General features: G+C 41.6%; 10 protein-coding genes. All 10 read right to left on the bottom strand.

Annotation, left to right across the window (positions count from 1 at the left end):
• Nucleotides 1-80 precede the first annotated feature (80 nt).
• Nucleotides 81-1,865, bottom strand: a complete 1,785-nt coding sequence (locus A2U94_RS08420; protein ID WP_025909673.1) for an L-lactate permease — start codon at nt 1,863-1,865, stop codon at nt 81-83.
• Nucleotides 1,866-2,109: 244 nt separating this feature from the next.
• Nucleotides 2,110-2,883, bottom strand: a complete 774-nt coding sequence (locus A2U94_RS08425) for a fumarylacetoacetate hydrolase family protein (protein WP_025909672.1) — start codon at nt 2,881-2,883, stop codon at nt 2,110-2,112.
• Nucleotides 2,884-2,907: 24 nt separating this feature from the next.
• A complete protein-coding gene (locus tag A2U94_RS08430; RefSeq protein WP_025909671.1) occupies nt 2,908-5,088 on the bottom strand; it encodes a malate synthase G in 2,181 nt (726 codons plus the stop codon).
• Between the two features lie 21 nt (nt 5,089-5,109).
• A complete protein-coding gene (locus tag A2U94_RS08435) occupies nt 5,110-6,576 on the bottom strand; it encodes an FAD-binding oxidoreductase (RefSeq protein ID WP_025909670.1) in 1,467 nt (488 codons plus the stop codon).
• Nucleotides 6,573-7,928, bottom strand: a complete 1,356-nt coding sequence (locus tag A2U94_RS08440; RefSeq protein WP_025909669.1) for a (Fe-S)-binding protein — start codon at nt 7,926-7,928, stop codon at nt 6,573-6,575. Before A2U94_RS08440 ends, A2U94_RS08435 begins: the two co-directional genes overlap by 4 nt.
• A 3-nt stretch (nt 7,929-7,931) precedes the next feature.
• A complete protein-coding gene (locus tag A2U94_RS08445) occupies nt 7,932-9,254 on the bottom strand; it encodes an FAD-binding oxidoreductase (RefSeq protein WP_025909668.1) in 1,323 nt (440 codons plus the stop codon).
• Between the two features lie 36 nt (nt 9,255-9,290).
• Nucleotides 9,291-9,986: a FadR/GntR family transcriptional regulator gene (locus A2U94_RS08450; protein WP_025909667.1), complete on the bottom strand. Its 696-nt coding sequence runs from the start codon at nt 9,984-9,986 to the stop codon at nt 9,291-9,293.
• A gap of 180 nt (nt 9,987-10,166) precedes the next feature.
• Nucleotides 10,167-11,180: a carbohydrate-binding protein gene (locus tag A2U94_RS08455; RefSeq protein WP_025909666.1), complete on the bottom strand. Its 1,014-nt coding sequence runs from the start codon at nt 11,178-11,180 to the stop codon at nt 10,167-10,169.
• A 240-nt stretch (nt 11,181-11,420) separates the two neighbouring features.
• Nucleotides 11,421-12,125 carry a 4'-phosphopantetheinyl transferase family protein gene (locus A2U94_RS08460; protein WP_025909665.1) on the bottom strand — a complete coding sequence of 235 codons (705 nt, stop codon included), beginning with the start codon at nt 12,123-12,125 and terminating at the stop codon, nt 11,421-11,423.
• Between the two features lie 69 nt (nt 12,126-12,194).
• Complete coding sequence (locus tag A2U94_RS08465; protein WP_025909664.1) at nt 12,195-13,637, bottom strand: MDR family MFS transporter; 1,443 nt, start codon at nt 13,635-13,637, stop codon at nt 12,195-12,197.
• Between the last annotated feature and the right edge of the window lies 1 nt (nt 13,638).

Below are 13,638 nucleotides of genomic sequence, written 5' to 3' on the forward strand. Positions count from 1 at the left end.
TGAACGATTAAAAGTGAGAAACTCTCAATCGTTCAGGTTTATCATTGGCTGAATTACTTATGTCCCAGCCTCTTGTTTTATTAGTCTAAGAACTTTGTTTTATTCCCAACAGAGATGAGCTGCGTACGACGTTGATTTGTACTGATTATATACACCGCTACTAAAAAGACACCTACGACAATTGCTGATCCAATATTTACTAGTCCTTTTTCAGCATACCATACGATTGCATACCCAACCGCTCCGGATAAAAGCGCATAGTACATAAACGGCAGCAGCGTTTTTCGAATAACCGCTCCTTCTTTTCCAACCAGCCCTACAACAGCTGAAGCTGCCACAACATTATGAACGCAAATCATGTTTCCAGCCGCTCCTCCAACCGCTTGTAAAGCAACAACCCAAGTTGGATTCACGCCAATTTGAGTACCAACATCGTATTGAAATAACGAAAACATCATATTGCTTACGGTGTTGCTTCCAGCAATAAATGCACCAAGTCCTCCAATAAAAGTTGAAAGCAACGGCCAATATTCGCCTGCTAAAGCTGCTGCACCGTTTGCTAATTCAATTGGCATTTTATCGAACCCCGCTTCTCCTCCTCCAGAATTAATAAAAACCTGTACCATCGGAACCGTAAAAATTAAAGCTGTAGACGCAGCAATCGTTGTTTTTGCAGACTGTGCCCACGCCTTTTTATAAGCTTTTTTATTCATATGATGAAGGAAATAAGTGATTAGAGATACTAAGATGAAAATTGTTCCCGGAAGATACAGTGGCTGAAAGCTTGCACTTACTTCAGAACCAAATATATTCGGAAACGAAACGGTCCATGATTGTAGCCACCCTAAAATAGGAAGCGCTTTCAACCTTGATAGCACTAAGAACACGCCAACTAATACATAAGGGAGCCACGCACGAAACATGCTCATTTGTCCGTTATGATACGCAACATCTTTTATTTCTAAACTGCCTATCCACTCAGGGTCCCACTTGCTTTTCTCTTCAAAGTCCCATGCTTCTTCTTTAGCTGGCATTAAAAATCCTCTTTTAGCAGCAAAGACAACAACGACAAGTCCTACTAATCCACCAATCATTGATGGAAACTCAGGACCTAGTAGGTTTGCAACCAAGACATATGGAATGGTCATTGCAAACGCAGCAAAGAGTGCAAACTTCCAAACGCGGATTCCTTCGGTAAATGATTTATTCTTCCCAAAGAACTTTGTCATAAGCGCTACAACAAACAGTGGAATAAACGTACCCGCGATCATGTGTAAAATTGCTACCTGTCCACCAATTTCAGTTACCAGTGCTAGAAAGTTATCCGTAATGCTTGCATCTGCTGATAATCCTGTTTGAACGCCGACTAGCATTGGTGTTCCTACTGCCCCGAACGAAACGGGCGTACTTTGAATAACCATTCCAGCAATAACCGCTGCCATGGCAGGAAAGCCTAGGCCTACTAACAGCGGAACCGCAACCGCAGCCGGCGTACCGAAACCCGAAGCTCCTTCAATAAAGGAACCAAATAGCCATGCAATAATAATAACTTGAATACGGCGGTCCGGTGAAATATCCGTAAAGCCTTGGCGGATGGTTTTAATTCCGCCGCTTTCTTGCAGGGTGTTCAGTAATAAAATTGCACCAAAAATAATATATAAAAGCGTTCCTGCAACGACCAAACCATTAATAGAAGCAGCAGCGATTGTTACGCCAGGCACCTTCCATACAAATAACGCTAACCCTACAGCCACCAAGTAAGAAATTGGCATCGCTTTGCTAGCAGGCCATCTCAGCCCTACTAAAAAAATACCAACCGCTAAAATCGGTAAAAGTGATAGAAGTGCTAACATTCCAGTACTCATGCTTTTCTTCCTCCTTTTCAACAAGTGTTTAAAACAGTTTATTTTATGTGAGAGAATATCCGTTTCAGTCAAGCTATTACCTTTTTTCATAAATAAAAACCTGTTCGAAATCCGATTACGTCGCAATTCGAACAGGTTGTTTTTTGTTGTGATCGAAATACCTAAGCAGCCTGAACCTGTTTTATTCATGTAGACAAGCATGTTTACCGCAGATACCAAACTGTATTCAAATCATTCTTTCTTATTAATTCACGCTGACTTTTACTTTGCTAAAAGTATTTTTCAGCGAGCCAATTTCATCAATATGACAATTAATAATGCTTCCTGCGCCCACTAATTCCGCTCCTACTGGACTACCTGTTAAAATAACGTCTCCTGGTTTGAGCGTCATCACATTTGAAAGATAAGCAATCATTTTTTCAACCGAGATGATGATAAGATCCATACCGCTATTTTGTTTTTCTATGCCATCCAGCGTCGCTTTTACACGAATGTTTGCAAGATCAAGCTCGGTTTCAATATAGGGACCAAGCGGCGTGAATGTATCAAATGATTTCCCCACCGTCCAGTGGCCGTCCGGGTGAATAAACTGCGGTGCTGTGACGTCATTTCCAATCGTATAGCCAAAGATATACTCACGAACATTTGACGCTGAAAGTTTTTTTGCTTCTTTTCCAATGACAACCGCAAGCTCAGATTCAAACTTTACTTCTTCAATTCCTTCTGGAATGATGATATCTTCACCAGGCCCAATAACCGATGAAATGGGTTTAAAGAAAAATACCGGAATATCAGGAAGCTTTTCAGGCAGCTCGCTCACATCTTTCACGTAATTAGCTCCAATGCCAATAATCTGATTTGGCTGTATTGGTGCTAACAGCTTCACATCTTCTCGTATAAATGTGCGCCCCGTGTATTCCCATTTCGTAAACAAATCTCCTGTTATTTCACGAATGTTTTCTTTTTCTACTACTCCTTGGCAAATCACACCTTCTGATTCAAAACGTGTAAATTTCATACGTAGCCTCGCTCCTTGATTCGCTTATTTTTGTTCGATTGCTTGCTTTGCTTTTGCTTCAATGCGGCGCGCATGCAAGATTGGCTCAGTGTATCCGTTTGGTTGATCATATCCTTTAAACACAAGGTCGCACGCTGCTTGGAACGCAATAGACTCTTCATAATGAGGTGCCATTGGCTGATAGTTAGCGTCACCCGCATTTTGGCTATCCACGACTTTCGCCATTCGTTGTAGCGTCGCAAGAACTTGCTCTTTTGTACAAATTCCGTGATGTAACCAGTTTGCTACGTGCTGACTTGAGATACGAAGCGTTGCTCGGTCTTCCATTAAGCCTACGTCGTTGATGTCTGGAACCTTTGAACACCCAATTCCTTGATCTACCCAGCGTACTACGTAGCCCAATATACCTTGTGCGTTATTATCTAATTCTTGCTGTACCTCTTCTTTTGTCCAATTTGGTTCTTTAGCAAGCGGTACCTGTAAAATGTCATCTCGCAGATTAGTAGAATTGTTCGCCAGCTGGTTTTGAACATCCACAACCGAGACTTCATGATAATGAAGAGCATGTAACGTTGCAGCGGTTGGGGATGGAACCCATGCCGTATTTGCTCCTGCTTGTAAGTGGCCTACTTTTTGTTTCAGCATTTCAGCCATTAAATCTGGCATTGCCCACATACCTTTTCCAATTTGCGCTTTTCCTTGGAATCCGCTTGCTAAGCCTGTTAGTACATTTGATTTTTCATATCCTGCTAGCCAAACGGAAGATTTCATATCATTTTTTCGAATCATGACGCCTGCTTCCATAGATGTATGCATTTCATCTCCGGTGCGGTCTAAGAACCCTGTGTTAATGAACGCAACGCGATTTTTAACTTTTTCAATGCACGCTTTTAAGTTCAGTGACGTTCTGCGCTCTTCGTCCATCACTCCAATCTTAAGAGTATGGCGTGGCAATCCGACTAAATCTTCTACGCGATCAAACAGCTTATTAGCAAATGCTACTTCTTCAGAGCCGTGCATTTTCGGTTTTACAATATACACAGAGCCTTTTTGAGAGTTTTGATACTTACCAGTTCCAAGCAGCGTATGCTTTGCAATTAAACTCGTAATTATGCTATCTAAAATCCCTTCTTGAATTTCATCACCGTTGGCGTCTAAGATGGCGCTGTTGCTCATCAAATGACCTACGTTTCGTACAAACATCAAAGAGCGTCCGGAAAGCGTCACAGTATCTCCGTTTGCAGTTTTATACTGACGATCGTCATTTAGCGTACGGGTCATTGTTTTTGCACCTTTTTTAAACCTTGCCTTTAAATCACCTTTCATTAAGCCTAACCAGTTGCGATACACTTCTACTTTGTCTTCTGCATCTACTGCAGCTACCGAGTCTTCACAGTCCATAATAGTTGTGACAGCCGATTCAAGCAGCACATCTTTTACGCCTGCATCATCGCTTTTTCCAATCGCATCCTGGCGGTCAATTTGAATTTCAAAATGCAGCCCGTTATTTTTAAATAACAGGGCACTCGGGTTTGAACCATCACCTTGATAGCCAACCCATTTGCTCGGTTCTTTCAGCTCCGTTGTTGTCCCGTCCTGTAACAATGCTTCCATCTTATTTGTCACGACGTACTGCACAACGTCTTCGTGTTTGCCTTCTTTTAATGGAATCGTATGATTTAAAAAGGATTTTGCAAACGTAATGACCTTTTCACCCCGAATCGGATTATACTGACTTTGAACTCCAGCTCCATTTTCGGAGCTAATCGCATCCGTTCCGTAAAGCGCATCGTATAAGCTGCCCCAGCGAGCATTCGCCGCGTTAATTGCGTAGCGGGCATTATTAACTGGTACAACAAGCTGCGGTCCAGCTTGAAGCGCAATTTCATCGTCTACGTTAGCTGTTGAAATTTGAAAGTCAGCTACGTCTGCTTCTAAATAGCCAATGCTCGTAAGAAATGCTTTGTACGCTTCAAAGTCAAAGGAATCACGATTTTCACGATACCATCGATTTAATTTGGCTTGCAGTTCATCACGTTTAGCAAGCAGTGCTTTATTTTCCGGTGTTAGCTCATGAATAAGTTGTTCGAATCCTGCCCAAAACGCCTCCTCTTGTAGTCCAGTCTCCGGAAGAGCTTCTTCATTAATAAAATTGTACAAAACAGGTGCTACTTGAAGTTTTCCAATTTGCTTATAAGCTACCATTTTACTTCCTCCTTTTAATGATTACGGACGTGCAACTGTTTGCTTATCCTTTAAATCACGCTTAACTTCAGCGCAGCGACTTGGGCTTGGAAACAGTTTACCCGCATTTAGTAAATTTTCTGGGTTAAACACTTCACGAATGTTTGTTTGAGCCAAAATTTCTTCATCCGTAAAGACAAATTTCATTTCCTCTTTCTTTTCGATACCCACACCGTGTTCTCCTGTAATGGTTCCGCCAACATCTGCACAAACCTGTAAGCACTCACTGCCTGCTTTTAACGCTCTGTCTGTTTCTCCCAGCTTTGCCATATCGAATAGAATGAGCGGATGTAGATTACCGTCACCAGCATGAAAAATATTCGCAATTCTTAACTCATATCGCTTGCTAATTTCGTTGATCCGCTCCAGCACTTCTGGCAGTTTGCTTCTCGGAATGACGCCGTCTTGCACTAGATAATCCGGCGAGATGGCTCCCATTGCTCCAAAGCCCGTTTTCCGGTTTGCCCACCAGCTCGCTCGTTCTTGCTCATCTGTTGCAACTTTTACTTCTCTGACATGATGCCGTCGGCAAACGGCAAGAATTTCTTCAATTTGTTCCTCAATACCTGCTGAGATTCCATCAACTTCAATAAGCAACACCGCTTCAATATCTTTTGGATGTCCTACTGGAAAAGCAGCTGCTTCTACGCCTTCAATCGCAATTTTATCCATCATTTCAAGAGCCGCCGGAACAATACCTGCTGAAATGATGTCAGACACGGCTTGGCTTCCATCTGAAACATGGTCAAAATACGCTAGCACCGTCTGCTTGGCTTCAGGATTTTTCAAAATACGAACCGTAATTTTTGTTACGATTCCAAGCGTCCCTTCAGATCCTGTCAAAAGCCCAAGAAGGTCATAGCCTGGCGTATCCAGGATGCCTTCTCCACCAATAGTGATAATTTCACCATTCGGCAATACCACTTCAAGCGCTAAAATATGGTTTGTTGTGACTCCATACTTTAAACAATGAGCGCCGCCTGCGTTTTCCGCAACGTTGCCTCCGATTGTACAACAGTATTGACTTGATGGATCGGGAGCATAATAATAGCCCTTATCTGCAATTGAGTTTGTGAGCTTTAAATTAATGAAGCCGGGCTCAACAACTGCTTGCCGGTTTTCAAGATCCACGCTCACCAAGCGCTTCATTCGAACAAGGCTAATGATCACTTCATTGTTGAGAGGAATAGCTCCACCGCTTAGCCCTGTACCAGCTCCTCTAGCTAAAAACGGAAGGTTATGCTTCGCACAGTAGCGCACAACTTTTGCTACTTCTTCAGCATCTTTTGGAAACACCACCGCTCGTGGCAGTTTGCGGTGAACGGTAAACCCGTCACAGTCATAAGCGAGCAAATCAGCTTCTTCATATAAGATCGACCCACTGCCTTCCATGAGAGCAGCTAGCGCTAGGATATGCGCATCATTTGAACGAATTTTTTTCTTCTTCATGAGCGATACCCCTTTTCTTCATCTTCTTTTTCATACGCCCACTGCAGCAGCTGAACCGTATGGACAACCTTTTGGCTGCGACCGTATTTTTTTACACCCATGGCCATTTGGAGCATGCAGCCAGGATTCCCCATTGAAATTAACTCTGCATCTTCCGGCACGCTTTCCATTTTGCTTTTTAAGATTTCACCTGCCATTTCTGGATTGGTCATATTATAAATCCCCGCGCTACCACAGCACCGATCAGCATTTGGCATATGCACCATTTCCACTCCCGGTATATTAAGAAGTAAATCGCGCGGCTCTTTTCTCACGCCTTGACCATGCGCAAGATGGCAAGCATCATGATAGGTAATCGTTGTGTGTAAAGACGCTTTCGGTTTTTCATAGCCCGTATCGTATAAGTATTTTGAAATATCTTGGACTTTTCTGGAAAATGCTTTGGCTCTGTCGTACCATTCCGTTTCCTCTTCTCGAAACAGCTCGGGATATTCTTGCAGCATACACCCGCATCCCGCTGCATTTACAACGATGGTTTCCTCATTTTCAAATGCTTCAATGTTTTGTTTTGCAAGCTTCCTTCCCGTATCTCGGTCGCCGGCATGCACATGCAAAGCACCGCAGCACGTTTGTTTTTTTGGAATCGTCACGTTGTTTCCGTTGCGGGTTAATACTTGAATAGTAGCATCATTAATATCGCTGAACATCACGTCCATGACGCACCCAGTTAAAAAAGCCACGTTTGCTTTCGCTTCATTTTTTGCAGGAATCGTTGTTTGCTTCTTATATTTCTTTTGTACAGGCTTTTTAATATCTGGCATAACTGCTTCCATTTCAGCTAAATGCTTTGGCATCACGCTCATAAGTCCCGTTTTTCGCATAGCTTTTTGCAGCCCGCTTTTTTGATAAAACTTCAGCAGTGAACCGACGGATTCAAGACGTCGCTGGTATGGGAATAATCCTTTTAAAAAGAACTCGTTTACAGTTCCTTTCACACCGGTAAGCGGCATCGCTTGACGGATTTGACCGCGCGCTTCTTCAATCAACCCACCGACATCCACATCGGCTGGACAAGCTGTCGTACAGGCTCTGCAGTCTAAGCAATCAAAAACTGGCTCAATTAGCTGTTCGTTTACTTCAAGCTTCCCTTCAGCTACGGACTTAATGAGATGAACGCGCCCTCTTGGTGAATGCTGCTCTTGACCCGTTATTTCATAGGTTGGGCACGATTCCAAACACATGCCACAGTGCACACAATCAGCCCATTTCATTGGGTCAGGCTTATCTTTCCATAAGTAGTTTGTTAGGCTACTTGCTGTACAGGCCGGCTCGTTTACAACCTCTCCACTCATAAATCAAATCCCTCCCACAAATCGCTTATGATTTAACATTTTGTTCGGGTCTATCCTTGATTTAATTCCTTCGTATAAAAAGAAGTGAGATGGCTTTTCTCCCCAGACGTTGAGCTGCTGACGAAATACAAGCGGTGCGTGCGTAACGACTACATATCCTTTTAGTTCATGAGCTTGCTTACGCATATCAACAATTGCTCCTAGAATGTCTTTAGAGCCCCCACTAATTTCGATTTGACAAAGACCGTGACCGATTCCCCCATGTGCCCGAATGCGGACATCATATCGATCCGTAAGCAAATATGCGCTTTCTACTACCTTGAGGGCATCGAGATTTTTCACTCCTACCTTTAAAACGGCTGTTAGAGAGTCCCCATCTATAAAAGAAGCTCCATTGACACCCATTCTGTAAAGCTGGTGCCAAAAGCGAATTCGCTCCTCTTCCGATTTGATGGAAACAACTGCTTGTGAGCTTCCCAGCCCTTGAATTGCTTTTTCTTGATAGCGAACAGAGCTCTCAACATCCTCCAGCGCAATGGCTAAACAGTAAGCTTCTTCTCCAACTAGCTCCCTACTCAAAGAAGGACTCATGAGTTGTAAGGATACGGGCTCTAGCATGGAATCCAGGATCTGAGTCGCTAAGGACCTGATATCAATTAAAGATGCCTCTGGAAACGCGATAACGACAAGTGATTGGCACTTTGGAAGCGGACGAAGCTTTAGCGTAATTTCAGACATAACAGCAAGCGTCCCCATTGAACCAATGAAGAGCTTATTCATATCATAGCCGGCTACGTTTTTGACGACTTTTCCGCCAGAACGAATGATTTGTCCGTCAGCATACACAAGCGTCATGCCAATGACAACATCTCGACAAGATCCATATCCAAGGCGTTTAGGACCGCTGTCATTGGCTGCTACAATACCACCAATTGTTGCTGTTTCGGGCCAAGATGGATCTAACGAAAGCTGCTGACCGTATGTGGCTAAATGATCTTGTAACTCCTTAAACGATGTACCTGCTTTCACCGTAACCGTCATGTCGCCCGGTACATGCTCCACAATTCCCTTATAGCGAGAAAGAGATAGCAAGATATCAGCAGATTGAACTAAACCGCCGAACCCTCGCTTCGTACCTGCACCCATGATGGATACCGTATATCCATTTTGATTCGCATACGTTAAAACAGCTGCAATTTCGGCTTCAGAAGTCGGGTAAACCGTAACCTCCCCTCCATTTCCAAGCGGATGTGCTACTGCTGTTTCCTGCACTTGCTCAGTAGAAAAAAGCGCTTGAAGGTCAGAAAAAAGTCGTTCTGCAATCATCAAACTCCCCCATCGAAATTCAATTTTTATGAAGCATTAGCGCTGGATGCGCGCTAAGCTTGTTTGTAGAATATTTTCAACAAGTTCTAAATGATTCAGCATGTGTATGTAGGCATCTTTTGAATTTGATTGTTTAATGGATTCATAGATGTGATAGTGGTGTGACGCAATTTCTTTTAAAAAGGCTTCGTGTGGTTGAATGTACTGATAAAAATCAATCATTGCTTTTTGCATCTTCGTGGAAATAAACTGGATGAATTGAGTTAGCATTTTATTGCCTGCTGCATGGACAATCACTTGATGGAAGTGGTAATCGGCTTCCCAGTCATTTTCAAATGTTTTGGAAAGCGCTAGTTTTAATTTCTTTAAATCTTCTGGAGAGCGATTCTTGGCAGCCATTTCAGCAATGCCTGGCTCCAGCATTTTTCGGACTTGAAATAGTTCTCGAACATCCTCTTCGCTCGGTAAAAGCATGGTATATTGAAACATTCTTGATGAATCAAACTGACAAATAAACGTGCCTTCTCCCTGCTTTACATCCACAATTCCTTTACCTTTGAGTGCGGTAATGGCATCGCGTACAGATGAACGCCCCACGCCAAATAACGTGCACAGCTCTCTGACTGAAGGAAGCTTCTCTCCAGGCTTAAACTGACCCGAAGCAATCATGCCTTCAATTTGCTCTTCAATTGATTCTGAGATTTTCTTTCGAGCGATTCGTTCTACATTCACAATAACACCACCTTTCAGTTATCACATATGTGATATGTTATCGCTTACATTTATTAAAGCACCTTCAGTTTTTGATTTCAATCTTTTTTTAAAAAAATTTACAAAAAATAAAATTAGCATATCGATTTGCAACATCAAAAAAGGACACTCATCGAAACGAATGTCCTCTTTGGTACAATCTTATTCTACTACTTTCCATACGACGGACGTACCTGGCGTATCACCAAGCGTCCACCACCGTGCTTCGTATGTGCGGTTTCCATAGTTTACTTTTGAACCACTTAGATAGGCTTTTTGTGCATTCCACTCCACTACGGTATCACTTACTAATTCCCACGCATCTGATGAATCAGGCTGATTGCCTTTGGTCCAGTATTTCGCTTTATATTCAAGCCCTTTAAACTGAACAATCATGCCAGCAGTATAGACTTTCTCTTCGCTCCATTCTTCAACGGAAGAATCACTTTTTAATGTCGATACCTCTAGCGGTGAGCTTGAATCCGAAACGTTCCCTGCTCCATCAATAGCAAAGACTGTATACGTATAGCTCGTATCTGGCTTAAGATTTTTATCAATATAGTACGTAGTAACCGTCGTTGCAACTAGCTGTCCATCACGGTAGACTGCATATTCTTTAACGCCTACTTGATCTTCTGATGGCGACCACATTAATTCAATAGAACTCTCTGATTCTTTCATACTATGAAGACCGCTTGGAGGTGTTGGGGCTTCCATGTCTTCAACTGGCTTTAGTGTTTTCACAGCTACAGCCTTACTAGCAGAACTAGTATTACCAGATAAGTCAATGGCTTTTACATAGTATTCGTAGCTTGTGTCTGGCTTAACGCCAGCATCTTTATAGACGGTATTCATCGTAGTAGCAACCTTTTCTCCGTTGCGATAAATTTCATATTCTTTAATTCCTTCTGCTGATGCGATATGTCCATCAGCCGGCCCGCGTTCTGGAAACCCTTTTGGACCTTCTACAGACTGAGGACTGTCGATGACTCTTCCGTGCTTCTCCATCGCAGCTTGCCAGCCAATAACTTGCTTTTCAAGCGATCCAACGTACCCTCTACTTGCCGGTTCCTGTATGTAACCATGAGCAGATGCATCATCAGCTGAAACCCACATACCAAACGAGAGCACAGCCGCTGTCACGGCGCCTTTTCCAATTGTTTTTTTCCACTTCAAAACTCATCACCTCATTCGTAAAGTCCACTTTATGACTAAGTGTCACTTTTAATTATAAGGAACCGAGCTCTTCTAATTACTACAATCCGTCATTTTGATTCAATAGGTTTAGAAAAACGTAGAGTAACCTTGTCTCATTTCCAGTTATATACTCATAAAGAACTAAACTTTATATTTTCGCATTCATTTTTTAAACAGTGCTCTAATCTAACGTTCAATATACAAACCCAAGAAGTAGATTTAACAAAGAATTTTCAATTTATGACATAAATCTGAAAGAGAAAGGTGAATAAGTTGGCTAACATTACAAGGCTCATACGCGCATACTGAAAGCTGATAAGAATCTCCTATGTTCTGTTGTTTAAAACAAATATTCTTAATTGGTTTATTCTTCACCGTATCTATAGCAGTTATAGGTTCTTCATCTTTTCCTTGAATCTGAAAAGAAGTAAGAGGTCTACTCATTCCTTCCCCCGTTGCTTTAATATAACTTTCCTTTAAAGTCCAAACACGATAGAAAGCTGTGATTTTATTCTCTGATTCTTTAATAACCTCTTTGTATTCTTCTTCAGTAAAGAATCCTTTTGCTATGTTCATATCAATGGATTGTACCTTCTCAATATCAACTCCTACACTTTTGTCATGCACAGCGCAAACAACAAATTCACCAGAATGAGAAATATTATATTGAAAATCTGGATATTCAGGGACAAAAGGCTTCCCGTATTTATTTTTATGAAACGTTAGCTCCTTTGGTATCACGTTGTATTTCCTATAAAGTCCATAACGTACTAATAGTTCACCAATTGCAGTGCGGTAAGAATCTTCAAGGTGAAAAAAACGCTTAATTTGTTTTTGTTTGGCCAACGAAAGCTGTGATGCAATTTTATTTAACGCGTCATCATCTATTGTTTTAGGAAGCTGACATATGTATATATGAACCAATTTTTTCTTCCTTTCTATTTTTAATAAATGAGAGTACTACTTATAAGCAGTACTCTCATTTATTACACTTTATTTACTAACTTTTACATCTTCGTTCATTGAACTATCGGAACGTGTGAAACGTTTTGTTTTTGGCATTTCAAAATTAGCTGTATGGATACGAAACGTTAAAATTAACGCAAGTAATAGAAATAAGCTGGCTACTAATAATGCAATTTGATAAGGAATTACGCTTGAATAATCTCCATCAAAAGCCGTTTGTTTCATTCCAATAATACTTGATAAGATAGCTATACCAACAGCTGATCCTAATCGATTATGAACATTAAACAAGGTAGTTGCTCTCCCCATTAAGCTAGGGGAAATATTATTAAAGCTGATTGCTTGTACAGATACGACCGTATGTCCTAAAAACAATCCAACGCTAAACAAAATCATGCGAAAAATCCATGGACTTGCTTCTGTACTAATCAAGCTTAAACATATAAGCATAAGCGCCGATCCTACTAAACCCATTCTAATTACCCCGTGAACCCCTATCTTTTTGGTTGACCACGGCATAATGCGAGAAGCAATAATTAAGCCTATTGCTTCTGGAAATGTTGTTAATCCACTTTCCAGCGCTGAAGCACCAAAAGCATTTTGATACATTAAAGGAAACACATAAAGAATGCCTAGTAATCCAGCAACGCAAAGCGCTGAAATTATGCTCATTGTTTGAAACAAGCGATCTGATAGCAAGTGAAAATTCAGCATCGGATTTTTGGTACGCAATTGAACTACAATAAAGATTGAAACGAATAGAAGGCCCAATCCACCTATCGATAAGATTAGAGGTGATAACCAACCTACTGATGGCCCATGGTTTAAAGCATACATCAAACTAGCTAAACCTACAGCAGACAGCATAAACCCTCTAAAGTCAAAGCTACCAGCTTCATTTTCCTTATGTTCATTTAAAAACTTAAGTCCAAAGAAAAATGCGAAAAATCCAAATGGAATGTTAATATAAAATACCCATGGCCATGACATAGCTTCAACTAAAAGACCACCGATAACAGGTCCAATTGCAGGTGCAACTGCAATTGGAAGTACTAGCGTACGCGCGACCTTCGAGCGCTCTTCTGGTAAAAACGTTCGATAAAGCATAGCCATTCCTACAGGTGTTAGTAACCCTCCAGCCGCTCCTTGACAAATACGGAATAGATTTAGTGAAAAGAGATGGGTTGCTAATCCACATAAAGCAGAAGAGACTGTAAAAATAGCTAAAGCAACTAAAAAGACTTTCTTTGTGCCAAATCGATCTCCAAGCCAACCCGATATTGGCAAAAATACGGCTAGACTAACAAGGTACCCTACATTAATACTACCGGTAGCCGCCGGAGAAATTTGAAACTCTTGGCTAATAGTTGGTAAAGCAACATTTACAATCGTACCATCCATCGCAGCCATAAACATTGCCATTACATACACAATCATAACAACTAGCTTTTGATTAGAATAAAGCTTCACT

The sequence above is a fragment of the Bacillus sp. VT 712 genome, from assembly GCF_001614195.1.
GTDB lineage: Bacteria > Bacillota > Bacilli > Bacillales > Bacillaceae_H > Priestia > Priestia flexa.